This window comes from Pseudacidobacterium ailaaui (assembly GCF_000688455.1).
GTDB classification, from domain to species: Bacteria; Acidobacteriota; Terriglobia; order Terriglobales; family Acidobacteriaceae; genus Pseudacidobacterium; species Pseudacidobacterium ailaaui.
Genome location: NZ_JIAL01000001.1, coordinates 1,699,951 through 1,725,114 on the forward strand (window position 1 = coordinate 1,699,951; position 25,164 = coordinate 1,725,114).

A 25,164-nucleotide genomic window follows, 5' to 3' on the forward strand; every position below is an offset into this window, starting at 1 on the left:
GGAGAAGTGGCGATGCAGAGCTTTGAATATCGTCAGGCAAAATCGCTGGACCTGGCCGTCCAGAACGCCGGACAAACAACGCGCTTTATTGCAGGCGGCACGACCCTGGTGGACCTGATGAAGCTCAATGTGGAGAGACCGGCTTCGATCATCGACATCCATGGCCTGCCCCTTGACCGTATTGAGACCACGTCTGAAGGCGGGCTGAGGATTGGTGCCTTGGTCCGCAACAGTGACCTTGCCTGGAATGAGGAGGTAAAGCAGCGGTATCCGGTGCTTTCTGAGGCGCTGCTTTCCGGAGCGTCTCCGCAATTGCGAAATATGGCGACGACCGGCGGCAATCTGTTGCAACGGACGCGGTGTTACTACTTCCGTGACACAAATTACAAGTGCAATAAGCGCGAACCCGGCTCGGGTTGTTCCGCCATCGACGGACATCACCGCATTCATGCCATTCTGGGCACGAGCGAGCACTGCATTGCAACACATCCGTCTGATATGGCAGTGGCGATGATGGCGCTTGAGGCCACGGTACATACACGCGGGGCCAAGGGGGAGCGCAACATCGCGCTCAATGATTTTTATCTTGTTCCGGGCACGACACCGGAGAAAGAAAATGTGCTGGAGCCAGGCGAGCTGATTACTGCCGTTACGCTGCCAAAGCTGCCGCCCGGGACAAAGTCGCATTATCTGAAGCTGCGCGACCGGGCTTCCTATGAGTTTGCGCTGGCTTCAGCGGCAGTTGTCATCCAGACCCACGGCGGAAAGGTCCAGTTTGTGCGCGTGGCCCTCGGAGGGGTTGGGACGAAACCGTGGCGGTCCAGAGAGGCCGAGCAGGAGCTGCACGGACGCGAGGCGAACGAGCGCACTTTTCGCGCTGCGGCAGAAGCGGCGCTGAAACCGGCAAAGCCATTGCGCGACAACGCATTCAAGGTAGAGCTGGCCAAGCGTGTCCTGGTCCGCGCCTTGCAGACAGCAACCCAAACCGCGTGAGGAAAAGATGAGCACATCCATCATCGGAGCAGCAGTCGCCAGGGTGGACGGCAGGCTGAAGGTCAGCGGAGCGGCGCGCTATGCCGTAGACCATCCACTCGAAAACATGGCGTATGGCGCGGGTGTCTTCAGCACCATTGCGAATGGAAAAATTGTCCGCATCGACACCTCTGAGGCGGAAACGATGCCCGGGGTGATTGCCATTCTGCATCATGGCAATGCGGACCCCATCTACCGTCCGGCCGGGCAGTTTGAACACAGCCGTGCCAGCGAAGCGCGGCCTCCTTTTGAAGACGACCGTGTTTACTACTATGGCCAATTTGTAGCTGTTGTGGTTGCAAATACGCTTGAGCAGGCGCAGGACGCGGCTGCGCGCGTGCGGGTGAGCTATGCGGAAGAAAAGCCGCTGGTACGTTTGGAAGACGCGCCCTTAGGAGAACAGGTGGCCAGCTACTCGCGCGGGAATGCAGAGGGTGCCTTTGCCAGCGCCCCGGTGCAGATTGATGAGACCTACACGACGCCGGCCGAGACCCACAATCCAATGGAGATGCACGGCACCATTGCGGTGTGGAATGGCGACAAGGTCACTCTCTATGAAACAACGCAGGGTGTGGTGAACCACCAGCAGGTCATGTCCGAGATGCTGGGCATTCCGCTGGAAAATATTCATGTCATCTCCCCGTTCTGTGGGTCGGGTTTCGGAGGCAAGCTCTTTCCCTGGCCGCATTCCATGCTGGCGGCGATTGCGGCGCGAAGAGTAAAGCGTCCGGTAAAGCTGTATGTGCCGCGTGCGATGATGTTCACAACGGTGGGTCATCGCCCCTTCACCAAACAAAGGATGCGTTTGGGGGCAACCAGAGACGGCAAGCTGCTTTCCATACAGCACGAGGTACTCTCAACCACCTCGAAGGTCGATACATACGTTGAACATTGCACAGCGGCCACGCCCATGCTCTATAGCTGCCCGAATGTAAAAGCGGTGCAGCATGTGGTGCCGTTGCATATTGGTACGCCCACGCCCATGCGTGGTCCCGGCACAGTTCCCGGGCTGTTTCCACTGGAGTCAGCGATGGACGAGCTTGCCATCAAGCTGGAGATGGACCCCCTGGAGCTGCGCCTGCGCAATTATGCGGAGAAAGACGAAAGCCAGGACCTGCCATTTTCCGGTAAGCACTTGCGCGAGGCGTATCAGGCGGGAGCAGAGCGCTTTGGATGGAGCAAACGCAATCCGAAAGTCGGTTCGATGCGCAACGGCAATCTGGTACTGGGATGGGGCATGGCCACGGCCACGTGGCATGCGGGCCGCGGCGGAGCGACCGTGCGCGTCCGCCTGAATGCAGACGGCACCGCACGCGCTTCCAGTGCGACCCAGGACATCGGGACGGGGACCTATACGGTCATTGCCCAAGCGGTTGCGGACAAGACAGGAATCCCTCTGGACAAGATCGAAGTCGTACTGGGCGACAGTTCGCTTCCTCCCGGACCCATGTCTGGTGGCTCTACGGCAACGGCCTCGGTGATGCCTGCTGTGGCGGGCGCAACAAGCAATGCCGTCAACACGCTCATTCAGATAGCGCAGCGCACACCGGGCTCACCCTTTTATGTAAAGGAAACGCCGGGCGGCGATCCTCCTGCTCTGAAGATGACCCGAGGGTATATCCATGCAGCGGACAAAGCGCCTGACAGTGGCGTGCCCTTCCATGAAATTCTGGCCATGCGCAGACTGAGCGGGATTGACGGCGAAGCCAGGACGGGGCCTTCTGAAGAGATGCGCAAATTTTCCGGCCACAGTTTTGGCTCGCATTTCTGTGAAGTGACCTGGGACCCTGGTATTGCGCGTCTACGCGTTTCCCGCTGGGTGACGGTGATGGACGCCGGCCGCATCATCAATCAGAAGACGGCCAGAAACCAGATCCTGGGGGGCGTGGTGATGGGTATCGGTATGGCGCTGTTTGAAGAGACGTTTTATGATCCGCGCAACGGGAAGCCGCTCAATAACAACTTTGCCGACTATCTGGTTGCCACCAACGCTGATGTTCCGCAAATGGAGTGCATCTTCGTCGAATATCCCGATCTGAATCTCAATGAATACGGTGCACGCGGCGTGGGTGAGATCGGTTTGGCGGGCGTGGCTTCTGCGCTGACCATGGCTGTCTATCATGCCACAGGGGTCCGTGTGCGCAATCTGCCGGTCCGGATTGAGGACCTGCTCGAACATGCGTAGCCAGCACGGGGAAGGTTGAGCGGGGCGGAGTGCCTGCTTTCGGAGCCTGAACAGATTTGCTGCGACGTTACGGTGACTTCATCGACCATGTCTGAATTGAAGCAGATCGTCTCCCTCTGGCGCGCCGCGAAGGCGCGCGGCGAGGAGGTGTGCGTGGCCACAGTAGTCAGGACGGAAGGTCCGTCCTACCGCAAGGCCGGCGCACGTATGTTGCTTACCCGCAGCGGACAGCGCGCGGGCACCATCAGCGGCGGATGCCTGGAGGGCGAGGTCTCGAAAAAGGCATGGTGGCTTACCCAAGATGGGCCGACGGTGCAGCGCTATAGCAGCTTTTTTGATGATGATTCTCCTCTGCCCTATGGTTCCGGCTGCGGGGGAACGGTGTATGTTCAGCTTGAACGGGGAGCTGCGGCCCGTGCCGTGCTGGACGCCATGGAGGCCAGCTTCACAGAGCGGCGCGCATTCGTATCTGTCATTGATACAGATACCGGGGAGACCCAGATGGTGCAGCTAGGCAACGGCACCATCTTGTTTGGGGACAGCCAGCAGGCAGCAGATCTCGCCGAGCGGGCGCTTCGTCAACGCTGTTCCTTCTATGCTCCAGAAGTGCCGCACCGATTTGTGGAATATGCTGCACCTCCAGCGGCCCTGACCATCTTCGGCGCAGGCGATGACGCCAGGCCCCTATCAGAATTTGCCGAGAGCATTGGCTGGCATGTGATCATCGCCGACGGCCGCTCGCACCTGGCCAGGAAAGAGCGCTTTCCCGCGGCCAGCCGCGTGCACGTGCTTGATTATGCATCGGCCGCGCCGCTCCGGGAGCTGGACCCTGATCCGGAGAACGCTTATGTTCTGATGACCCACAGCTATGAGCAGGACCGCGCGCTTCTGCGCGAGCTGTTGCCGTTGGCGCCGAAATATCTCGGCGTTCTTGGCCCGCGGGCGCGTACGGAACGCCTGGTCTCCGAGGTCGGGCCTTCCATCGATCTCACCCCGGAAGAGTGCATGGACCGCCTGCATGCTCCTGTGGGATTTGATCTGGGCGCCCACTCCCCGGAAGGGATCGCTCTGGCCATTGCTGCTGAGATCTTTGCGACATTCGAGGGCCGGATGGCAAACAAGTTTGCAGTGCAGAACGCCCTCTGATGGCCCCGCCGATCCAATGGTCCACGCGCAGGCGCGACGGACTAGTGTGCTGCTGACGGGGCGATTTCTTTTGGCGTTACCTCACCCTTTCCTTCCAGAATCGAATAGAGGCGGTCCACAGCCAGATTGCTGAGCCTGTCTTGGGTGCCGGATGGCCAGCGAATTTCCACCTGATCAACTTTGGTGGCCGTTCCCAGTCCGAAATGGACGCGCAGATCATTCTGCGAGAGATAGCTGCCTCCGCTGCGGACTTCATCGGTCTGGGTCACCTTTCCTGCGGTAATGGTGATGCGGGCGCCGAGGGCGAGACGGTTGCTCTTGGTCCCGGCAAGTTCAAAGCTGATCCAATGGTTGTCGGGCACGCCCTGGTTGCGGAGAACCATTGGCTTGCCATCGATGTCTGAAACGACCACATCCATCTGGCCGTCGTTGAAGAGATCGGCCACGGCCAGCCCGCGGCTGACCCGGGGTTGCTGAAGAGCAGGGCCGGCCTGCAGACTGGCATCACAGAAGGTGCCGTCGTGCTGGTTCATGAAAAGATTTTTGGGCTGGCGGTAGCGCGCTCCGGAAGGAAGTGAATCCACCTGGGGGTAGACCTGGCCATTGACGGAGATGAGATCGACCCAACCATCATTGTCAAGGTCTACGAAGGCATCTCCCCACTTGACCCAGGGCAGCGAGGGCAGACCGACCCCGGCGTCATAGGAAACATCGCTGAAGTCATCATTGCCGTTGTTCTTGTAGAGGGCATTGTTTTCGTCGGCAAAATTGGTGACGTAAATGGAGAAGCGTCCGCTGTGGTCGTAGTCGCCGACAGTGACGCCCATAGAGCCCTGCTCGGAGCCGTCGGCACTGACGGCGGTCCCGGATTCAAGCCCAATCTCAGTAAATTTTCCATGGCCGTCGTTTCTGTAGAGAAAATTTGGCGTTGAGTCATTGGCGACGTAGATGTCCGGACGACCGGTGTGATTGAAGTCTGACCAGATGACGCCAAGACCGAAATATCCATTGGGATCATCCACGCCTGCGGCCTTTGAGACATCAGTAAAGGTGCCATCGCCATTGTTGTGAAAAAGGGAGTCGCCCGCCCCTTTCAGTCCGCGGGGACCGCACTGCACATCAATGCCGCGATATTTGCAGGTAGGCGCCTTGCCGAATCCGGGAAGGTCGTTCAGTTTGAAGTCCACATAATTTGTGACCATCAGGTCTACAAATCCGTCGCCGTCGTAATCTCCGAAGGCCGCGCCGGTAGACCAGCGGCCATCAGCGACGCCAGCCTGTTTGGTGACGTCGGTAAAGGTGCCGTCTCCGTTGTTGCGGTAGAGGACATTGCCTCCGAGGCAGGTGACGTAGATGTCGGGCCAGCCATCGTTGTTATAGTCGCCGACGGCCCCGCCCATGGCAAAGCATGGAGTGGCAACCCCGGCCCGGGTGGAGACGTCGGTAAAGGTGCCGTCGTGATTGTTGTGGTAGAGTGCGCTGCGGGCCTTTTCACCTTTGAGGGCCATGTCCACGGTAGGCGCATTGGTGAAGTAGATGTCCGGCCATCCATCGCGGTCGTAATCGAGGATGAGCACGCCACCGCTCATGGATTCGACGATGTATTTCTTTTCCGGAGCAGAAAGGTGCCGGAAGGTGATGCCGGCCTTGTCGGTGATGTCTACTAGCTGAGGCACGGGGCGGTCTTTGCAGACGCGGGTTTTCACGCCGGGAGGCGGAGGCGAGGCAGGACTGTGCGCCTGGGCAATCAGGCTGGCAGTCCATGCGGCTTGAAGCAGGCAGGCAATCAGAGGGCGGAGATGGATGGGCACGAATCCTATTGTTGCCAGCCAGGGCCTTGCCTGCAAGTGGCGACGGAAAGCGAGGGTCCCTGTACCGTGCGTTTCTCTGCTGCAGCAGACGGCCTGAATCATGTATCGTTTTGGGTGTGGAAGTGAAAGCGGTTTCATTCAAACGAGGGACACATGGACAGGCGTGATTTTATGAAAGCCAGCGGAGCGTTGCTGGCAGGGGCTGCAGTAGCCAGGCATGGGTTTGCGCAGCATGAGAAGCAAACACACGGAGGTCGTTTGGTGCTGGCCATCAACCGTGGCTGGCGCTATCATCCGAAATTTGTCGAGGGCGGCCATGAGGCGCAATTTGACGATTCAGGCTTTGATCGGGTGGTCGTGCCGCATACCAATGTCCGGCTGCCCTGGCATGGTTTCGATGACAAAGAATATGAATTTGTCTCCTTATATCGGAGAAAGTTCCGTCTGCCCGCGGAGGCGCGGGGAAAGCATGTGTTTGTGGATTTTGAGGGGGTGATGACCGCCTCGACGGTCTGGATCAATGGTCAGCGTCTGGGCGAATACAAAGGGGGATACACTCCATTTTCCTTTGAACTGACGCAGCATGTGGATTTTGATGGAGAAAATGTACTGGCCGTGGATGTGGATTCGACTGAGCGGCCCGATATTCCTCCTTTTGGATACCGGATCGATTATTTGACTTTTGGCGGAATCTATCGCGAGGTCGCGCTGCGCATCGTGCCCTCAACATTCATCGAGAACATTTTTGCCCAACCCAAAGACGTTCTGAGCGGAAGCCCTTCCCTGGATGTGCTGTGCTATGTGCAGTCCCTGGAGCCGGAGAGCGGGGCGCTCCAGCTCGAAGCCCTGCTGCTCGATGGCGATCACACCATCGCAAAGGCGACGCAGACGGTCTCTGCGCCAGGGGCCGTCGGCGAATCTGTGCCTTATACGGTTACATTTGCAAAGCTGAAGGGCATCGAGCTATGGGACCTCAACCATCCAAAGCTTTACACCGTCAAGATACGGATGCTGCGCAACGGCCAGATCATCGATGAAGATTCGCGGCGGACCGGCTTCCGCCATGCCGAATTTACAGACCATGGATTTGAGCTGAACGGCAGGGTCATCAAGCTGCGCGGCCTGGACCGGCACCAGACGTTTCCCTTTGTGGGGCAGGCCATGCCGGCACGGGTGCAGCGGCGCGATGCATATATTCTGCGCAAACAATTGCATTGCAATATTGTGCGCACTTCGCACTATCCGCAATCGCGGCATTTTCTGGATGCCTGCGATGAGTACGGGCTGCTGGTGCTTGAAGAGATTCCCGGCTGGCAGCATATTGGCGATCAGGCGTGGCAGGACCTTTCGGTGGACAATGTAAGCCGCATGATCCGACGCGACTGGAACCACCCTTCGATTGTGTTGTGGGGGGTGCGCATCAACGAGTCGCGCGACAATCACGACTTTTATACGCGCACCAACGCCATGGCGCATCGGCTCGATCCGACGCGGCAGACTGGCGGTATCCGCTATTTCCAGGAGTCGGAATTTCTTGAAGATGTGTTTACGATGAATGATTTTGGATGGCCGCTGAAACCGCCGAACCATCCGCGCTATCTGAACACGGAGTTTGTGGGGCACACTTATCCGGTCAAGACGGTCGATGACGACGAGCGGCACCGGGAGCACACCATCCGCCATGCGCGCGTGCATGATCAGCTGGCCTCCAACCCACAGTATGCGGGCGGCATTGGCTGGTGCGCCTTTGATTACAATACGCACGATGACTTTGGAGCAGGCGACCGCATCTGTTACCACGGCGTCATGGACATCTTCCGCGAGCCGAAACCGGCGGCAGGCTTTTACAAATCGCAGTGTGATCCGGAAGAGGAAATTGTGCTGGAGCCGGCCTTTCATTGGGCCTCCAGCGATGAGGCCACGCGCTTCAGCATCGCCATGGTCTGCTCCAACTGTGACCATCTGAAGTGGTATGTCCGAAACGGAGACGAATGGAAGCTGGCGGCGGAGACCGACCCTGACCACGAACAATTTCCGCACCTGAAGTATGCGCCCTTCAGCCTGGACCTGACCAAGGTGCGGCATCCCTGGGGGGACCTGCGCATTGATGGATATCTGAAGGGCAAGCAGGTCATCTCCCGGACTTTTTCAGGCCGTGGCGTGGACCGCAGATTTTCTCTGCGTGCCGATGATCAGGAACTGCTGGCCGATGGAGCCGATACAACGCGCGTTGTGATGCGGGTGACAGATGAATTTGATGCCATCCGTCCCTATGCCAACGATGCGATTGTGCTGACGCTGGAGGGCCCGGCCGAGCTCATCGGAGACAATCCGTTTGCTTTGTTTGGCGGGCAGGGTGCAGTGTGGGTCCGGGCCAAAGAAGAAGCAGGCACGGTACGGCTGACGGCCCGGCATCCAAGGCTGGGGACGCAGACGGTGGAAATTGCCGTGCGTCCCGCGGCCCAGGAGCAGGCCTGAGCGCGGTCTGAGGCCGTCCTGCATCAGATTTCTCTAACCTATCCTCCATTTTTCCGGCCCAGGTTTTGCATTCTTCACCTCAGTGAGGAATGAGATGCAGACCCTGGGCCTTTCCATGATTGTGCGCAACGGGGCCGAAGATCTCCGGCAGTGTCTGGCCAGCGTGCGGCCCGTGGTGCAGCAGATGGTGATTGTGGACACTGGGTCTACGGACGACTCCCCGGAGGTGGCCCGGGAGTTTGGCGCCGAGCTCGTGTGTGTTCCCTGGACAAACCATTATGCCGAAGCGAGGAATCGATCACTGAAGCACATACGGACGGACTGGGTGCTGGTGCTCGATGCCGATGAGGAGCTCTCAGAAGAGGCGCGGAGCGGGATCCCGTCTTTGCTCGATTGCGGCGGGCAGGTGGGAGGGTTTGCCCTCCAGCAGCGCAATTATCTGAGGCAGCGATATGTGCATTCGCTGGGGGTGCTTTCGCGCGAGATCGCCGGCAGCCATCCGCGGGCCACTGGAATGGGGGCCAAGTCTTTTATTGATAATCCCATCTGCAGATTGTTCCGCCGCCATCCGGAGATTTTCTTTGAAGGCCGGATCCATGAGATTGTGGAGAACCGTTTCCCGCGGGCCGGTTTCACTCTCACCCTTACTGGCTTTGTCATCCACCACTTCGGCCATCTGGCCGAAAAGGAGCGTCACCTTGAAAAGCAGGTGCGCTACCGTGAGATTCTCCGTCTGGCGCTTGAGGAGGCCCCGGGCGACAGCCGCTTATGGGTGCAGCTTGCCATCACAGAAGAGGTGCATTTTCGGAACAGCGACGAGGCGCTGCGGTGTTATCAGAAGGCAGCCAGCCTGGGGTATCCCCGGGCAGATGCCTGGGTAGGGATGGCGCAGATTTTGCAGAGAAAGGGAGAGAAGGAGGCTTCGCTTGCTGCGTTGGCGCACCTTGCCGACCAGGGGGACGAGGGGGTCCTGAAGCGGGAGTTGAGCGGCGACGCGCTGCACGATCTGGGGCGACTCGAAGAGGCCCGGCAGATGTACGCCTCTGCACTCAAGCGCACGCGGGAAGACCGGACGGCCTGCGCAACGGGCAGGGACGCGCAGATTGAAAGCAAGCTGGGTTATGTGGAAGTGCGCCTGGGAATGCATCGGCAGGGATTGAGAAGGTTACGTCGGGCCGTGGCGGCATGTCCCGGTCTGGCGGACCAGCATGACCGCCTGATCAAGGCCCTGGTGCTGATGGCGCGGGAGGCCGAGGCGGCCGAGGCGGCAGAAGCGGCGCTGCGCGATTGCATGCAGGAGAGGTTTGTGTCGCGCGCAGCGGCGCTTTATCTTCGCGCCGGGCAAACCAGGGAAGCCGAGCGGGTCCTGGGCCTGGGGCACAATGCCTTTCCTCATTCTGGGCAATTGCAGGCGTTGTCGGCCTCGATGGGAGCGCCTGCCGCGAGCAAGGAGTAAACCATTGGCAAATTATCTGATTTCCATCATGCGGCCGCCGGGCTATCTGCACAGCGAGGCCTTTCGCGAAGTGGCCGAGACGCTGCTCTGTGGGTTGCGCAATCTTGGGCACCGGGCGGCCATTGCGGAAAACACGGTGGACCCGCAGGTGACCAATATTGTGCTAGGGGCGCACCTGCTTACGGAAAGAGACGGCCGCAGCCTGCCTCCAGGCACGATTCTTTATAACCTGGAGCAGCTTGGCTCCCCGCATCTGCGGGAAGCCTACTACGCGCTGGCGGAGCGTTACCAGATCTGGGACTACAGCCCGATCAACCTGGCCCTGTGGCAGCAGCGACGCTGTTTGTTTCCGCCACAACTGGTGGAGATCGGGTATACGCCGGAGCTCAGGCGTATTGCTGCTGCGGAGCAGCAGGACATTGATGTGTTGTTCTATGGCTCGATGAATGAGCACCGGCTTGCCGTCCTGCGCCGGCTGCAAGAGGCGGGCGCACGTGTTCATGCCGTGTTTGGCGTGTATGGCCGGGAACGGGACGCACTGATTGCACGGGCAAAGATTGTCCTGAACATGCATTGCTACCAGGCCCGGCTGTTTGAGGTGGTGCGGGTCTCCTATCTGCTGGCAAATGGAAAAGCGGTGGTCAGCGAGAGTGCCTGTGATATGGGAGAGTACGAAAAGGCGATTGCCGTCTTTCCCTATGAGGAGCTGGCAGAGGGTTGTTTGGAGCTGCTGCGGGACGAACGGAGGAGAAGAGAGCTGGAAGAGCAGGGCCGCGAATTTTTTTGCAGGCGGCCCATGACCGATATTCTCCGCAGGGTGTTGCCGCCAGCACAAAGGCCGGAGGACGAGCTGCGCACGCTGTATCTGGACATGGTGCAGAAGTGCCTCATCAACGTAATTTACGAAGACCCCAACCAGAGCCAGTGGGCACCGGCGCAGTATGACCGTCAATTGCGCGAATATGGCAGGGACTGGCCCCTGCTGGCCCACAGTATGATTGGCAATGCAAGAATGAGCCAGCTGCGTCAGGCAGTGGAGGCTGTTCTTCAGCAAGGAGTGCCGGGGGACCTGATCGAGACCGGTGTCTGGAGGGGCGGGGCCTGCATTCTGATGCGTGCGGTCCTGAAGGCCTATGGAGTCACCGACAGGCGAGTCTGGGTAGCCGACTCATTCTGCGGATTGCCGCAGCCGGCACCGGGAGTGGAGGCCGATGCAGGAGACATGCACCATACGTTCAAGGAGCTGGCGGTCCCACTGGAGCAGGTCAAGGCCAACTTTGCCAAATACGGGCTGCTGGACGACCAGGTGTGTTTTCTGAAGGGATGGTTTTCCGAAACATTACCCACCGCCCCAATCGAACGGCTTGCCATCCTGCGACTGGATGGAGACATGTATGGCTCTACCATGGATGCTCTGACCAGTCTTTATGACAAGGTCTCCGAGGGAGGTTTCGTGATTGTGGATGATTTTGGCGCCGTGCGCGGCTGTCAGCAGGCGGTCATGGAATTTCGCTCTGCGCGAGGGATTACAGATCCGATCCTCAATATAGATGGATACGGGGTCTTCTGGCGGAAAGGCGCAGGCGCGGGGAGGACGCCTACGGTTTAAGATCGAAGATTGGTCCTGCTCTTCTGTCAGGGAGGTATTGCGGATGGCGTGGAGGCGGATGGTCCTGCTGGCGGTATTCCTGCCGGCCCTGCTCAAACCTGCGCAGGCGGAAACCATTGCGCTTCGTGATGGATGGCAGGTGCAGTCGGCGTGTGCATTGCAGGCCGAAGGCCCGCGGATCTCGACAGAGAGGTTTCGTCCCCAGGGCTGGTATCGGACGAGCGTGCCGGCGACGGTGCTGGCAGTCCAGGTCCATGCGGGTGTCATCCGGCAGCCTTATTTTGGCACGAACCTGCGCGCAATCCCGGGTACTACGTATCCGGTCGGGCATAACTTTGCCAATCTGCCCATGCCGGAAGGCAGTCCTTACCGGTGCGGATGGTGGTACCGCAGAGAATTCGTGGTCCCATCAGCGGGAAAAGGGCGCACTTGGTGGCTGCGTTTTGCTGGCATCAACTACCGTGCAGATCTCTGGATCAACGGCAGGCGTCTTGCGGACTCCTCACAGGTGGCCGGTGCATATCGCACTTATGAATGGAACGTGACGGACGCGGTGGTGTACGGCAGGCCGAATGTTCTTGCTGTGGAGGTCTTTGCGCCGACCGAGAAGGACCTCGGCATCAACTGGGTAGACTGGAACCCGTGTCCGCCGGACAAGGACATGGGCTTGTGGGGTGCGGTGGATTTGGTGACGAGCGGCCCAGTGGCACTGCGTTCACCGATGGCGGTCACGCATTTTCCGGGCGCGTCCCTCAGGCGTGCCGACCTGACCGTCTATGCGGAGCTCCAGAATGCAGCGCGGCGCCCGGTGCACGGAGTGGTGAGCGGGACGGTGGCAGGAATCCGGATTGAGCAGGCGGTGGACCTCAAGCCGGAGGAAGCCAAGACGATTGTCTTTGATCCTGGGAAATACACGCAGCTCCAGATAAAAGACCCGCAGCTTTGGTGGCCTTATCCGATGGGCAGGCCGCATCTGGAAGTGCTGGACCTGAAATTTGTGACCGGCGGTAGAGTTTCCGATGAGCAGAGGGTGCGTTTTGGTCTTCGTGAGATCACGTCGGAGCTCACTGACCAGGGACATCGGCTTTTTCGCGTGAATGGCCGCCCGCTGCTGGTCCGCGGCGCAGGATGGTCCCCGGACATGCTGCTGCGGCAGGACCCGGACCGATTGCGTGAGGAGCTGATGCTGGTGCGCGACATGTACCTGAACACCATCCGGCTGGAAGGAAAGCTGGAAACCGAAGACTTCTTCCGCCTGGCCGATGAGCAGGGCATTCTTGTGATGTTGGGCTGGTGCTGCTGCGACCAGTGGGAGCACTGGGACAAATGGACCCCGGAAAACTATCAGGTGGCCAAAGAGTCATTGCGTTCGCAGATGCTGCGCATCCGCAGCCATCCCAGCTTGCTGGTGTGGCTGAATGGGAGCGACAATCCTCCTCCCGCCGATGTGGAGCGGATGTATCTGGAGGTGGAGGCACAGACGCACTGGCCAAACCCGGTGCTGTCATCGGCGTCTGCGCGGGCCACCTCGGTGACTGGTCCCAGTGGCGTAAAGATGACCGGTCCGTATGACTATGTAGCTCCCTCCTACTGGTACATGGACAAAGGAAGTCACGGCGGGCCTGGGGCTTCAATACGGAGACCGGTCCCGGGCCTGCGATTCCCAGCCTCAGCAGCCTGAACAAGTTTCTGCCTGCGGCCCAGTTGTGGCCGCCGCACAGTCCATCATGGGACCTGCACAACGGCGGAGGAAAGTTCAGGACGCTCGACGTTTTCAACGAGGCCATGGATGCCACCTATGGTACGCCGCGCAATGTGCAGGAGTATGTGCGCATCGCGCAGACCATGGCCTACGATGGCGAACGAGCGATGTTTGAAGCGTATGCGCGCAACAAATACACGTCCACGGGCGTGATCCAGTGGATGCTGAACAATGCATGGCCTTCCAACATCTGGCATCTGTATGACTACTATCTCGATGCAGGGGGAGGATACTACGGAACAAAGAAGGCCTGTGAGCCGCTCCACGTGCAATATTCTTATGATGATCACAGCATTGTGGTCGTCAACAGCACGTACCAGGCATCCCCGTCGCTCCGGGTGAAGGCCACTGTGTATGACATTGGTCTAAAGAAGCTGTTTGAACAGCAAGCAGGGGTGCGCGTGGCGGCGGATGCCTCGCAGCGTGCTGTGCTGGTCCCGGATTCTGTCTTTTCTGAGGGTTCGAGTTTGTACTTTGTGGACCTGTCTTTGAGCAAGGAGTCAGGGGAGACCATCAGCCGCAATTTCTACTGGGTACCCTCGACCTTAACCCGGTTTGACTGGCAGAAGACAGACTATACGCATACGCCTGCGGCCCAGCATGAAGACATGCAGGCCCTGGCCCATCTGCCGGACGCCAAAGTGAAGGCGGAAGTCCAGGTTGTTTCTTCCGGCGGAAAGGAACGCATTGCACTGGGCCTGCACAACGTATCGAACGCACTGGCTTTTCAGGTGGTGGCCACGTTGCGTGACGCTTATGGAGCGGACATCACTCCGGCCGTTTGGTCAGACAACTATCTTGCCCTGTTGCCGGGCGAGTCGCGCGTCCTCTCCATTCAGCTGCCTGCTCATGTTCCCAAAGATGCAGTCGTTGTTGTGTCCGGATGGAACATTCCGAAGCAGACCCTCGCAATCAGGTAAGGCGATGAGACTCTTTACGGCCTTGGCCCTTGATCCGGAAACGGCAGAGGGGCTGCGCGCGTATGTGGCCGGCTTACGGCAAAAGTTTCCTCTCCTGAAATGGGCGCTTCCCGACGGCTGGCACGTCACGTTGCAGTTTCTGGGTGAAGGCCGAGAAGACAGCTACGCCGCAATCGTAAAAGAATTACGTGGAGTCTGTGCCGCGCCGGTGAAAGTGCGGCTGGGCCGGCCTGATTTTTTTGCGAGGGCCGGGATCTTTCACGTTGCCGTCGAAAGAACAGAATCGCTGCTTGCACTTTATGGGAAGACGACCGCGGCCTTGGCGCGCTGTGGCTTTGCTCCGGAAGCGCGACCTTACACACCGCACATTACCCTGGCACGGAGGAGAGGCGGCGCGCCCTCTTCGGACTTCCGACGATTGCAACTGGAAGTGGAGAAAAACGCCACCGTGAAATTCTCATCATTTGTAGCGCATGAATTTTTGTTGTACCAGAGTTTCACCGGGGGACCGGTGTCCCGATACGAAGTGCGCGAGCGGTTCCCACTGTTGTAATCTGCATGGCAAGCCTATGTCAGAAACAGCAAAGCATCTAGGGAAAATCAACCCTTCTGTGCCATGGAAGGAGCTGGTGCGCCGTCGCTGGGACGTCATCATTGTTGGCGCGGGGCACAATGGTCTTGCCTGTGCCGCGTATCTGGCTGGCGCCGGTATGCGCGTACTGGTGCTTGAAGCGCGAGAGCGCGTTGGCGGCGCATGCACGATGGAGGAGCCATTTCCTGGGGTGCGCATGTCTCCATGTGCCTATCTGGCCGGGTTGCTGCATCCACGGGTGGTAGAAGAGCTGAACCTGCCGCAGCGAGGATTTCGCTGGACGCCAGCGGTCAACGGCCTGTTTGTGCCATTTCTGGACGGAACAAGTGTCCAGCTTTGGGATGACGATGCCAGATGCGAGGAGGAAATCCGCCGGTTTAGTTTCCGCGATGTCGATGGCTGGAAGGCCATGTGCGATGTGATTCGCCGATTGCGTGATGCGCTGCGCCCCGCAGGAGATGGGGACCTGTGGATTGGCGAGGCACCCACACGGGAGCAGATTGAAGAGCGCCTGGGTCATGATGAAGAAGCCAAAAAAGTGCTCTTTCACTGGTCGATGGCCGAGTTTGTCGAGCACTATCTGCAGGATGAGCGTCTGCAGGTAGCCCTTCTCGGGCAGGGGGTCATCGGTACCCATGCCAGTCCATTCGACCCTGGCACGGCATCCATTCGTTTCCATCACTCCTCCGGACGCCTGGGTGGGATGCCGGGCATGTGGGGTTACGTGAAAGGAGGCATGGGGATGGTGTCCTTCTATTTTTGCGATGCGGCCCGGGAGGCGGGTGCCGTGGTAGCGACAGGTGTCCCCGTGGCTGCGATGGTGCCGGGCGAAGGGGTGCTGCTCATGGGAGGCGAGCACATAGCTGCTTCTGTTGTGGTTTCAAATGCAGACCCCAGGCGCGCGCTTGCCATGCTAGGGGACGCGGCCGATCCTGCATGGAAGGCCAGGGTCGAATCCATCCCCATGGAAGGCTGTACCGTAAAGCTGAATGTGCTGCTTCGTGAGTTGCCCAATTTCCATGCGCGTCCGGGTACGTGGGAGCCACACCACTTCGGGCAGATCAATGCACCGCTTTCCAAAGTGGAATGGAAGCAGGGGTTTGCGGCGGCCGAAGCGGGCCGGCTTCCGGAACATCTGTGGTGCGAATTGTATTTCCAGAGCGTGCACGATGACAGCGTCGCCCCCTCAGGCCTGCATACGATGAGCATCTTTGCCCAGTATGTTCCCTACCGGTTCGCAGAGGGGACCTGGGAGACGCGGCGTGATGAGGTCCGCAGGCTGGCCTTTGCTTCGCTGGCCAGGTTCTGCAGCAATCTTCCCGCCGCTGTGGTGGATGCACAGGTGCTGGGACCTCCTGACATTGAAGAAAAAGTGGGCCTCACCGGTGGACATATCTTTCAGGGAGAGTGTCTGCCGCCATATCTGTGGGCCAACCGCCTGAGCGCGCGGACCCCGATGCAAGGCCTGTATCTTTGCGGAGCGTGCACGCATCCGGGAGGCAGCGTCATCGGCATCAATGGGCGCAATGCGGCGATGGCGGTGCTGCAGGACCTACAGGCATCCTGCAAATAATTGTGGTTTTTGGATGGACCAGCCGGTATGCTGGCGCGAAGGCCTGCATGGACGAGAAGCCCACATCCAGCCTTGTGCGCGAGCTCACTTTCCGCGACCTCGTACTCTTCTATCTGGCCGGCGGGTTAAGCCTGCGCTGGATCGCGACGGCGGCAGCAGCCGGGCCCAGTACAGTCCTCGTCTGGATCTTTGCCTGCTGTTTTTTCTTTGTGCCACTGGCCGGCAGCGTGATGGAGCTTTCTGCGCGCTGGCCGCAGGAAGGAGGCCTGTATGTGTGGACCCAGCGGGCCTTTGGCGATTTTGCGGGGTTCCTCGCGGCCTGGACATACTGGATGAGCAACCTGCCTTACTTTCCCGCCGTACTGTATTTTGGCGCAGGCAGCGCGTTGTTTGCAGTTGGAAGGCACGGACAGCATCTGGCCAGCAGCAGGACCTACTATCTGCTCTTTGCGCTGGGATGGCTGGCCGTGATCACCGGACTGAACATCCTTGGACTGAAGCAGGGCAAGTGGCTGAACAACATCTGTGCGATGGGAGCGTGGACCTCAGTCACAGTGTTAGTCGTGCTGGCCTCTGTGGCGGCGAGCACGCACGGCGTGGCCACAGATTTTTCACTGCGCCATCTTCTTCCGCATCCCGACCTGCGGAATGCCATCTTCTGGTCCACCATTTTCTTTGCCTTTGGCGGCTGCGAAACGGGCTCGTTTATGGGTGAGGAGATCCAGGATGCGCGGCGTACCATTCCGCGGGCGCTCCTCTTTGCGGGCGCTGTGATGACGCTCAGCTATATGGCCGGTACCGTGGCCATGCTTGTGGCGCTGCCCAGTTCCTCGATCAGCGGAGTGCAGGGTTTTGCTCGCGCCATTGAGTCCCTCAGCGCTGAATTACAGTTGCGGTGGCTGGTTGTTCCGGTGATGGGGCTGATTGTCCTGAACAGCGTCGGCGGGGCGGCTGCGTTTTTGTCGTCCACCTCGCGACTGCCCTTTGTGGCCGGGATAGACCGGTATCTGCCCTCCGCATTTGGCCGCATCCATCGGCGCTGGCGGACGCCCTGGGTGGCGATCGGCGTCTATGGACTGGCCGGGATGCTGTGCGCACTGCTCAGTCAGGCGGGGAGTACGGTGCGCAGCGCGTATGACGTCATGGTGAGCATGTCCATCCTTACCTATTTCATTCCTTTTCTGTTTCTTTTTGCCTCCATGATCCGTCTGCAATGCGGGGCCATTCCTGCGAGCGCCATCCGCATTCCGGGAGGCAGACCGGCTGCGGTAGTGCTGGCCTCCATTGGCTTGCTGACCACGCTGCTGACCATTGTGCTGTCCATTGTTCCTCCGGATGAGGAGCCGCACAAGCTGCTGGCGATGGCCAAGGTGATCGGCTCCACGCTGTTTCTGGTAGGGGCCGGAGTGGTTGTGTATCTTGCTTCAGCGCAAAGGCGAAAGCAAACCGCGTGACTGCTCGGACCTTGCATTGTCCCTGCGAAGTTTGGCTTACTTCGCAGGGATGGGAAGGACCAGGTGCGAGGGGTGCTGGGCCGAGCCATAGATGCGCTGGGTGGCCGGTTTGTAGTCAGAGGGCGAGGCGGTCATGATGTTGGGCACAAAGGTTTGCGGGTTGCGGTCGTAGAGTGGAAACCACGTGCTCTGCACCTGCACCATGATGCGGTGTCCTTTCAGGAAGACGTGGTCGGCACCGTGCAGGCTGAACTTGTATTCTTCCGGCTGGTTTGCGGGAATGGCTTCAGGGTGCTCATAGCTCTTGCGGTAGCGGCCGCGGAAGATTTCGTCGGCAATCATCAACTCTGCCCCGGACATTTTGCCCAGCGAGGGATCGTCGGGATAGACATCGATCAGCTTGACGACCCAGTCAGAATCGGTGCCAGAGGTAGAGGCAAAAAGGTCTGCGACAACGTCGCCGGTAACCGTAACATCATGGTCAAGAACAGGCGTCGTCCAAGTGGCGATGTCTTTGCGGTTGCCCAGAAAGCGCTGGTCCTGGACAAGCCAGGTGTACCATCCTGAGCCTCCAGGGGCGTAGGTGGCTTCAATGGGACGCCGGCGGTAAGGCACAGGGTCCGCAGGGTCTGAGACATAGCTGAGGAAGCTGGATGCATCATCGCCCTTTGGCTTGTCGAAGCTGAGCGAGCCATCCGATGCAAGATAAAGGTCGCGCTCAACCGACTCCTTCGGGGGCCAGTGGCTGTAGCGCATCCAGCGATTGGTCCCGGTCTGGAAAGACGCGGTGTCCTCCAGGTCGAAGCTGCCTTCATCTTTGAGGTAGTGCGCAAAGAAGGGGGCTTCGATCTGCGCGCGAAACTGGTCGGTGGTGGCGGCGCCAAAATCCAGGTCTCCGAGATGGCGCGTCGTGCGCGCCCATTCTCCGTGGTTCCAAGGGCCGAGGACGAGAAAGACTTCGTGGTGCGCATCATGCGGCTTGAGAGCTGCGTACTCGGCCTGCGGGCCCCACATGTCTTCCTGGTCCCACCACCCGCCGACTTCGAGGGTCGGCACGTTTACTTTGGTCAGGTGGGTCTCCACGGCGCGCACCTGCCAGTAATGGTCATAAGCGGGGTGGTCGAGGAATCCCTGCCAGGTGGGCAGCACACCGACATTTGCTCTCCTGATATCGCCGGCAAGGGAGCCGGCGGAGAGGAAGAAATCATAGGCGTCTTCCTTCAGCTTGCTGAAGGCGTTTTCTTTGCTGGTCTCAAGGCCAATGGCATAGTCATATCCATAACTCTGGCGCCATGCGCCATTGTGGAAGAAATCGTCGCCGATCCAGAGGTTGGTCATGGGGGCCTGCGGCGAGATGGCTTTCACCGCCGGATGCGGGTCGATGCCGGACTCGATGGCTAGAAAGCCGGGATAGGAAATGCCTAGCACGCCGACGCGACCATTGTTGTCAGGGACATTTTTGATGAGCCAGGCGACCGTGTCGTAGGCGTCGGTGGTTTCGTCAATCCAGTTTTCGTTTGGGGAGTTGGGGTCGTGGTGGTCTGCAATGGGGCGGTTCATCAGGAACTTGCCCTCAGAGCCATAGCGTCCACGGATGTCTTCCATGACAAAGATGTAACCGCTCTGCGCCAGCTCAGTGTAGCGGGAGTTGATGGAATCAGAAGTGGAGCCGTCTACGCCGTAGGGTGTGCGCTGCATCAGGAAGGGAAGGGGCCGGTTCGTGTCCGTGGGGCGCAGGATGACAGCATGAAGGCGGACCCCGTCCCGCATCGGAATCATGACTTCCTCGCGGCTGTAAGGACGGAAATGGTTATGCTCCGGTTGACCGCTGATGCGGGTAGCAGTAGATTCTTCTTTGCCGTGGGGGCCTTCGACGATGTAACGGAGACCGCGGACCTCCCCGCCTGCTCCAGTGAGGAAGACAAAACGCGCCTTGTTTTCCGGCGCAGTAAAGACGTTCTGTGAGATGGCGTGCAGCGGCGTGCGCGGGATACGGCGGCCTTCAAGAGCAAGGTCCTGCCCTTCCTGGAAAAAGGAGTAGACAATCTCCGGCTCCGCATCGTCGCGATACTGGCCAACGTATTTACCGGATGATTGCGGATAGGCCAGGGGTGCGGAGCAAAGAGAGGAAGCCAGAAGGAGGGCGGCGAAACTGTGGCGGAGATCCATAAAGAAGAAACATAGCAGAATGCATCGAGAAAGCAGCGATTTTTCCTGGCGCGGGGCAAAACAAGTGCCAACCGTTTGTCTGTGGCACTGACAAGGGCAATCTTTGGTAATCTGTGCAGCCAGCCGGGGGCCGGGGTAGGGTAGAGGCACGCTTTGAGCCATGCGTGTTCTTCTTTGCCTTTGTCTCATATCAGGCGTGACCTTTGCCGGGACTGCGCGGAAGTGCTATGCCCCGGAGGAGGCGCTTCATCACGCGAACCAGGACGTGTGCATCCAGGCGCATGTCTATGATGTGGTGGAAATGGCCGATGGCACACGCTTTCTGGATGTTTGCCGGCCAGAGCTTCCGGATGGTTCCTGCCGGTTTACCATTCTGAGCCGGAAAAGGGACCGTAAGCAGGTGGGCGATCTGGAGGGTTACCGCGGGCAGGACATCACCATCCGGGGCACTGTCCATGCTTCCGAGTCCCAGGGAGTTCTGCTGCTGAATGATGCCCGGCAGTTCCACGGAGGGAAAGAACATTTTGAACCCAATCCGGCTTTGCTGCACGGCTTCTCAGCAGAGAATGGGGGGCCGGCTTTTTCTGATCCCGCAACACGAGGAGGCGGACGCCGCCGCAGTGTCTTCAAGACCGCACATTAATTCTGAAGGAAGGGGTTGGATTCGGCTTCTTCTTCGATGGTCGTAGCCGGTCCATGGCCGGGAACCACCCGGGTCTTTCCGGGAAGAACGAGCAGGCGGTCATGGATCGAGCGCAGGATTTTACGGTGGTCTCCTCCGGGGAGGTCTGTTCTCCCGATGGATCCGGCAAAAAGGGTATCGCCCGCGATGAGGAGATCCTGCGGCTGAAAGTAGAGGCAGATGCTTCCGGGGGTGTGGCCGGGGGTATGCAGAATCTGGGCCGGGTACTGTTCCAGCCCGATGATGAGGGCATCTTCGGCGCTGGCATCGGGTGGGGCCACGTCGGGGGTGGGTACGCCCAGCCATCCGGCCTGCATTTCCATCATCTGCAGGAGCGGGAGGTCATTCTGGTTGAGCAGGATGGGGGCCCCGGTGGCCTGTTTGAGCTTCTGCGCGCCGCCCACGTGGTCAATGTGCGCGTGGGTCACCACAATCTGCTTCAGTTTGAGGCGATGCAGGCGTAGCCGTTCCAGAATACGGGAGATCTCATCGCCGGGATCAATGACCAGGGCTTCGCCTGTATTTTCATCGCCCACGATGGTGCAGTTGCACTGGAGGATCCCGACGGGGAAGGTTTCCAGAATCATGCAAAATCCTTATGGGACCGGGGGCATGAAGGACGCGAACCGGTCGCTTCGGCCCCTGCACGCGGTCATCAACTGAACATTTCCTTTACTTTGGAAAACAGGCTGCGGGAGGTGGGCTTGTTTTCCACGGTGAGCGATTCGGAGAGCTGGCGCAGGAGCTCCTTCTGCACTTTCGTGAGCTTCTTCGGGGTCTGCACCACGACCTGGACGATGAGGTCTCCCCGTCCATGTTCATTGAGGTAGGGAATGCCCTTGCCGCGGATGCGGAATTCCTGCCCGCTCTGCGTGCCCTCGGGTATGCGGAGGACGGTATCTCCTTCGAGGGTCGGAATGCTGATCTCATCGCCCAGTGCTGCCTGTGGGAAGGACACCGGGACCACACAATGCAGATCATTGCCGTCGCGCTCAAAAAAGGCGTGCGGCTTGACCGAGAGCAAAATATAAAGGTCGCCGGAGGGGCCGCCATAGCGTCCCGCATCACCCTCTCCCTGATAGCGGATCCGCGTGCCCTCTTCCACCCCGGCAGGAACGGTGACCTGGATGGTGCGCTGGCGTTCGACACGGCCATCGCCGCGACAGGTGCGGCATGGGTCAGAGATGACGGTGCCGGAGCCGGAGCAGGCCGAACAGGTGCGGGCGATGGAGAAGAAGCCCTGCTGAAAGCGGACCTGGCCGCGGCCCTGGCACTGTGGGCAGACGGACGGTCCGCGCCCGTCGGCGGTGCCGGTGCCGTGGCAGCTTTCGCAGGCCTCCATGCGGCGGACGGTGACCTGGGTCTCCTTGCCGAAGACGGCGTCTTCGAATTCGATGGTCAGGTCCACTCGAACGTCGCGTCCCCGCTGGGCGCGCGAAGCACGGCGACCGCCCCCGCCCATGTTGAAGACCTCACCAAAGAAGTCCCCAAAGATGTCGCCCAGGTCCGGCATACCGGCGAAGGGGTCGCCATTGGAGGCAGCTGCACCACTGACGCCCGCATGGCCATAGCGGTCATAGGCGGCGCGCTTTTGCGGGTCTGAGAGCACCTGGTAGGCCTCGCTGCACTCCTTGAACTTCTCTTCCGCCTCCTTGTTTCCCGGATTGCGGTCCGGGTGGTACTTCATGGCGAGCTTGCGATAGGCGGCCTTCAGCTCCTGTTCAGAGGCGCTGCGGGAGACACCCAGAATTTCGTAATAATCGGCTTTTGTCACGTTGGATGTCCGGCTCATGCTTCTTTCTGCTGCGGATTGCTGACGACACGGACAAGGGCCGGCCGCAGCAGCCGCTCCTTCATACGATATCCGCGACGGACTTCTTCAAAGACCTGATGGTCCGGAAGGTCGGCGCGCTCGACTGTCTCCAGGGCCTCATGAAGGTGGGGATTGAACACGGTACCGACAGCTTCCACGGGCTGCACCTGGAGTGAGCGCAGGGCCTCTTCCATCTGCCGGACGATCAATTCCACGCCCGCGCGAAGCTGTTCGACCGTCCCGGAGGACTTGAGCGCGAGCTGAAAATTGTCCAGCACGGGGAGGAACTGCTCGACCGCACTGGCGGTGGCGAAATCGCGGAATTCCGCACGCTCCCGGGCCTCACGCTTGCGGTAATTTTCAAATTCGGCCTGGAGACGGGCAAGGCGGTCTACCAACGAGTCGCGCTCGGCCTTCAGGCGGTCATATTCCTCTTGTGGAACATGAGATGTTTCCACGGGCACGATGGGTTCAGGCTGCGTGTTTTCCGCGGTGCTGGCCTGCTGGTCCTCCGGAGCTGTCTGCGGGGCTGTTGTCTGGGGTGCTTCGACTATTTTCCTGCTCATATTTCAACCTTTACGCGGGCACGCGAGGGCGCCCGGAATCTGAATTCCTTCTGATGTTCCAGATGCTACTGCGGAGGCTGGAAGATCCTGTCTGAAAGCTGGGCGATATAGGAGACGGCGTTGATCGTCTCCTGATAGCGCATGCGGGTCGGACCAATCACAGCAACGGCGCCGAAGTGGCTTCCATCCAGCCGCGCAGGTGCGCCAATGAGCACCAAGTCCTGCATTTCCGGTAGGGTCTCTTCGAGCCCCACCACGACGCGGACGGTCTGCTGGCGGGCGTCTACGTAGGCATTCAGCAACTCGACGACCCGCTGCCTGGTTTCCAGGGCGCGCAGCAACTGCTGCAGGCGTTCGCGGTCCAGTTCGCTGGCCAGCAGATTGGCCACGCCCTCGACAAAAAGGCTCTGCCCGCTGGCATCGGTATGCAAGGCGCCCTTACGGTAAAGTTCGCCAAGAGAGCGCATCAGTCGGTCGTACTCGTTCCGTTCCTGTTCCATGCGTCGGACCAGCTCGGCCCGGATGCGCTCCATGGACCAGCCGTGGAAGTTCTCGTTGAGGAAGCGCGCGGCCAGCTCCAGTTCTGCCTGGCCCAGGTCATGGTCGAGGACCAGAACACGGTCCAGTACCAGGCCGGCCTTTGTGACGACCACGGCGAGGACGCGCCCGGCTGTGAGGCGGCTGAAGTGGATATGCTCCAGCGCGTGGAGGTCGGTGACTGGGGCCAGGGCCACGCCGACGCCGCTCGAAATCAGGGCCAGCACATGAGAGGTGCGCTCCAGGAACTGCTGGCTGCTGGTGATGCCGGCAAAGCTGTCCTCAATCTGCTCCTGCCTTTGCGGCGTGAGCGGCGCAGAGGCGGTGGTATGAGGAAGCTGGGAGACGTAGAAGCGGAAGGCGCGGGCCGTGGGAATCCGCCCGGCGGAGGTGTGAGGCTGCTCCAGTAGTCCGGCCTCGTCAAGGGAGGCCATGACGTTGCGGATCGTGGCAGCGCTCATGCCTTCCTTCTCGCCGCATTTGCGCGCAACGGCCTGCGAGGCCACTGGTTCTCCGGTGGCGATATAGATTTCGATGACGGCGTTGAGCACCTGCCGGTCACGCGGGCTGATCCGCAGCTCGGAAGACATGGTTTCCATGGACCACTTTTGGGTGGTCTCCTCCACTTTTTATTTTAAAGCAAGATGAGAGGCCGCAAGGTTTCACAGTTTGCAGGGGAGCGATTTGAAGGGGTCAAGTTTCCCGGTTCTGCGCTGTCTTTCGTTTCCTCGACCGTGAAATAATAGGGTTTCGGAACTTCCGCGCAGGGGTTGATGCATGGCTGCCTATCTTCTGGTTTTATTTGCGATTGTGAGCCGTTATGTGGTGGCGTCGCACCATGACTGGCTGAACTTTACTGCTATTGGCGGGTCGCTGCTGTTTTTCGGCGCGCGACGTCCGCTGGGACAGATGGTCCTTCCCCTGGCTGCTTTGATGGTGACCGACTATTTCATGACCGTCTCCTATTACAGCTATCCCTTCCATGCACAGGACTATCTGGTGACCTGGGCGTGGTATGCGGCGGTGATGGTCCTGGGACGCCTGCTGCTGCACCACCGGGTCTCCGCCGGAAGGGTAGCGGCGGCGGTGGTCCTTTCCTCGACGACCTTTTTTCTGGCCAGCAACTTTGCGGCATGGTCCATGCTGCAAGGGCTGTACCCGCGCAGCTTTGGCGGTCTGATGACGGCCTATGGCGCTGGACTGCCTTTCTACCGGAATGATCTGCTTTCGACCGCTTTGGTGACCGGACTCGCTTTTGGCCTGCCCGCGCTGGCGCACCGCTGGTCCGCCCTCCACTCGGCCGAAGGGCGGCACGTGGCCTGAGCGGTCTTCGTCTTTGCCCGGCGCAGCGTAGCTTTGCGAATATTTCCCGTGCCGCG

General features: G+C 59.7%; 19 protein-coding genes. 13 read left to right on the forward strand and 6 right to left on the reverse strand.

Annotated elements, in window-relative coordinates; translation table 11 throughout:
- The first annotated feature begins 12 nt into the window (after nt 1-12).
- The 3 genes from N655_RS0107505 (at nt 13) to N655_RS17880 (ending at nt 4,363) form a co-directional block, all read left to right on the forward strand.
- Nucleotides 13-993, forward strand: a complete 981-nt coding sequence (locus tag N655_RS0107505; RefSeq protein WP_026442482.1) for an FAD binding domain-containing protein — start codon at nt 13-15, stop codon at nt 991-993.
- 7 nt (nt 994-1,000) lie between these two features.
- Nucleotides 1,001-3,217 carry a xanthine dehydrogenase family protein molybdopterin-binding subunit gene (locus N655_RS0107510; RefSeq protein ID WP_026442483.1) on the forward strand — a complete coding sequence of 739 codons (2,217 nt, stop codon included), beginning with the start codon at nt 1,001-1,003 and terminating at the stop codon, nt 3,215-3,217.
- 87 nt (nt 3,218-3,304) lie between these two features.
- On the forward strand, nt 3,305-4,363 hold the full coding sequence (locus N655_RS17880) for an XdhC family protein (RefSeq protein WP_044934162.1): 1,059 nt from the start codon (nt 3,305-3,307) through the stop codon (nt 4,361-4,363).
- Nucleotides 4,364-4,404: 41 nt separating this feature from the next.
- On the opposite strand, the gene N655_RS0107520 is transcribed toward N655_RS17880, so the two are convergent.
- A complete protein-coding gene (locus N655_RS0107520) occupies nt 4,405-6,174 on the reverse strand; it encodes a CRTAC1 family protein (protein ID WP_238324573.1) in 1,770 nt (589 codons plus the stop codon).
- Nucleotides 6,175-6,327: 153 nt separating this feature from the next.
- On the opposite strand from N655_RS0107520, the gene N655_RS0107525 reads away from it, so the two are divergent.
- The 8 genes from N655_RS0107525 to N655_RS0107555 all read left to right on the forward strand — a co-directional run bounded on the left by N655_RS0107525 (nt 6,328) and on the right by N655_RS0107555 (nt 18,018).
- Nucleotides 6,328-8,652, forward strand: a complete 2,325-nt coding sequence (locus N655_RS0107525) for a glycoside hydrolase family 2 protein (protein ID WP_026442485.1) — start codon at nt 6,328-6,330, stop codon at nt 8,650-8,652.
- A gap of 94 nt (nt 8,653-8,746) precedes the next feature.
- Entirely contained in the window at nt 8,747-10,108 is a 1,362-nt protein-coding gene (locus N655_RS19775; RefSeq protein WP_026442486.1) for a glycosyltransferase, read from the forward strand.
- Between the two features lie 4 nt (nt 10,109-10,112).
- Complete coding sequence (locus N655_RS21180; RefSeq protein ID WP_202900327.1) at nt 10,113-11,717, forward strand: TylF/MycF family methyltransferase; 1,605 nt, start codon at nt 10,113-10,115, stop codon at nt 11,715-11,717.
- 43 nt (nt 11,718-11,760) lie between these two features.
- Nucleotides 11,761-13,398 carry a glycoside hydrolase family 2 protein gene (locus N655_RS19780; RefSeq protein WP_162173519.1) on the forward strand — a complete coding sequence of 546 codons (1,638 nt, stop codon included), beginning with the start codon at nt 11,761-11,763 and terminating at the stop codon, nt 13,396-13,398.
- A 104-nt stretch (nt 13,399-13,502) separates the two neighbouring features.
- Nucleotides 13,503-14,399, forward strand: coding sequence for a glycoside hydrolase family 2 protein (locus N655_RS19785; RefSeq protein ID WP_162173520.1), 897 nt, complete (start codon nt 13,503-13,505; stop codon nt 14,397-14,399).
- Nucleotides 14,400-14,403: 4 nt separating this feature from the next.
- The gene (thpR, locus tag N655_RS0107545; RefSeq protein ID WP_026442487.1) at nt 14,404-14,952 is read left to right on the forward strand and encodes an RNA 2',3'-cyclic phosphodiesterase; all 549 of its coding nucleotides are present in this window, start codon (nt 14,404-14,406) and stop codon (nt 14,950-14,952) included.
- A gap of 16 nt (nt 14,953-14,968) precedes the next feature.
- The gene (locus N655_RS0107550; RefSeq protein WP_044934164.1) at nt 14,969-16,564 is read left to right on the forward strand and encodes a phytoene desaturase family protein; all 1,596 of its coding nucleotides are present in this window, start codon (nt 14,969-14,971) and stop codon (nt 16,562-16,564) included.
- A gap of 47 nt (nt 16,565-16,611) precedes the next feature.
- Complete coding sequence (locus N655_RS0107555; protein ID WP_155987544.1) at nt 16,612-18,018, forward strand: APC family permease; 1,407 nt, start codon at nt 16,612-16,614, stop codon at nt 18,016-18,018.
- A 36-nt stretch (nt 18,019-18,054) separates the two neighbouring features.
- On the opposite strand, the gene N655_RS17900 is transcribed toward N655_RS0107555, so the two are convergent.
- Nucleotides 18,055-20,187 carry a CocE/NonD family hydrolase gene (locus N655_RS17900; RefSeq protein ID WP_049961323.1) on the reverse strand — a complete coding sequence of 711 codons (2,133 nt, stop codon included), beginning with the start codon at nt 20,185-20,187 and terminating at the stop codon, nt 18,055-18,057.
- Between the two features lie 160 nt (nt 20,188-20,347).
- On the opposite strand from N655_RS17900, the gene N655_RS0107565 reads away from it, so the two are divergent.
- Nucleotides 20,348-20,830 (forward strand): hypothetical protein, encoded by a 483-nt coding sequence (locus N655_RS0107565; RefSeq protein ID WP_026442490.1) that lies wholly within the window; start codon nt 20,348-20,350, stop codon nt 20,828-20,830.
- On the opposite strand, the gene N655_RS0107570 is transcribed toward N655_RS0107565, so the two are convergent.
- The 4 genes from N655_RS0107570 to hrcA all read right to left on the reverse strand — a co-directional run bounded on the left by N655_RS0107570 (nt 20,827) and on the right by hrcA (nt 24,375).
- Nucleotides 20,827-21,456, reverse strand: coding sequence for an MBL fold metallo-hydrolase (locus N655_RS0107570; protein ID WP_026442491.1), 630 nt, complete (start codon nt 21,454-21,456; stop codon nt 20,827-20,829). The two genes, N655_RS0107565 and N655_RS0107570, sit on opposite strands and share 4 nt — an antisense overlap.
- A 68-nt stretch (nt 21,457-21,524) precedes the next feature.
- A complete protein-coding gene (dnaJ, locus tag N655_RS0107575) occupies nt 21,525-22,661 on the reverse strand; it encodes a molecular chaperone DnaJ (RefSeq protein ID WP_026442492.1) in 1,137 nt (378 codons plus the stop codon).
- On the reverse strand, nt 22,658-23,248 hold the full coding sequence (locus N655_RS0107580; RefSeq protein WP_026442493.1) for a nucleotide exchange factor GrpE: 591 nt from the start codon (nt 23,246-23,248) through the stop codon (nt 22,658-22,660). The genes dnaJ and N655_RS0107580 overlap by 4 nt, the downstream gene beginning before the upstream one ends.
- A gap of 65 nt (nt 23,249-23,313) precedes the next feature.
- Nucleotides 23,314-24,375 (reverse strand): heat-inducible transcriptional repressor HrcA, encoded by a 1,062-nt coding sequence (hrcA, locus tag N655_RS0107585; protein ID WP_026442494.1) that lies wholly within the window; start codon nt 24,373-24,375, stop codon nt 23,314-23,316.
- A 187-nt stretch (nt 24,376-24,562) separates the two neighbouring features.
- Here hrcA and N655_RS0107590 point away from each other — a divergent pair, with 187 nt between their 5' ends.
- On the forward strand, nt 24,563-25,108 hold the full coding sequence (locus tag N655_RS0107590) for a DUF6580 family putative transport protein (protein ID WP_026442495.1): 546 nt from the start codon (nt 24,563-24,565) through the stop codon (nt 25,106-25,108).
- The last annotated feature ends 56 nt before the right edge of the window (nt 25,109-25,164 follow it).

Excerpts from the sequence above, each read along its gene's own strand:
- N655_RS0107550 (WP_044934164.1), top strand. The coding sequence starts at position 14,969 with ATGTCAGAAACAGCAAAGCATCTAGGGAAAATCAACCCTTCTGTGCCA.
- N655_RS0107555 (WP_155987544.1), top strand. The coding sequence starts at position 16,612 with ATGGACGAGAAGCCCACATCCAGCCTTGTGCGCGAGCTCACTTTCCGC.
- N655_RS0107525 (WP_026442485.1), top strand. The coding sequence starts at position 6,328 with ATGGACAGGCGTGATTTTATGAAAGCCAGCGGAGCGTTGCTGGCAGGG.
- N655_RS0107590 (WP_026442495.1), top strand. The coding sequence starts at position 24,563 with ATGGCTGCCTATCTTCTGGTTTTATTTGCGATTGTGAGCCGTTATGTG.
- N655_RS0107505 (WP_026442482.1), top strand. The coding sequence starts at position 13 with ATGCAGAGCTTTGAATATCGTCAGGCAAAATCGCTGGACCTGGCCGTC.
- N655_RS0107580 (WP_026442493.1), bottom strand. The coding sequence starts at position 23,248 with ATGAGCAGGAAAATAGTCGAAGCACCCCAGACAACAGCCCCGCAGACA.
- N655_RS0107565 (WP_026442490.1), top strand. The coding sequence starts at position 20,348 with ATGCGTGTTCTTCTTTGCCTTTGTCTCATATCAGGCGTGACCTTTGCC.
- N655_RS0107570 (WP_026442491.1), bottom strand. The coding sequence starts at position 21,456 with ATGATTCTGGAAACCTTCCCCGTCGGGATCCTCCAGTGCAACTGCACC.
- N655_RS19780 (WP_162173519.1), top strand. The coding sequence starts at position 11,761 with ATGGCGTGGAGGCGGATGGTCCTGCTGGCGGTATTCCTGCCGGCCCTG.
- N655_RS19775 (WP_026442486.1), top strand. The coding sequence starts at position 8,747 with ATGCAGACCCTGGGCCTTTCCATGATTGTGCGCAACGGGGCCGAAGAT.
- hrcA (WP_026442494.1), bottom strand. The coding sequence starts at position 24,375 with ATGTCTTCCGAGCTGCGGATCAGCCCGCGTGACCGGCAGGTGCTCAAC.
- N655_RS0107510 (WP_026442483.1), top strand. The coding sequence starts at position 1,001 with ATGAGCACATCCATCATCGGAGCAGCAGTCGCCAGGGTGGACGGCAGG.
- dnaJ (WP_026442492.1), bottom strand. The coding sequence starts at position 22,661 with ATGAGCCGGACATCCAACGTGACAAAAGCCGATTATTACGAAATTCTG.
- N655_RS17900 (WP_049961323.1), bottom strand. The coding sequence starts at position 20,187 with ATGGATCTCCGCCACAGTTTCGCCGCCCTCCTTCTGGCTTCCTCTCTT.
- thpR (WP_026442487.1), top strand. The coding sequence starts at position 14,404 with ATGAGACTCTTTACGGCCTTGGCCCTTGATCCGGAAACGGCAGAGGGG.
- N655_RS17880 (WP_044934162.1), top strand. The coding sequence starts at position 3,305 with ATGTCTGAATTGAAGCAGATCGTCTCCCTCTGGCGCGCCGCGAAGGCG.
- N655_RS19785 (WP_162173520.1), top strand. The coding sequence starts at position 13,503 with ATGGATGCCACCTATGGTACGCCGCGCAATGTGCAGGAGTATGTGCGC.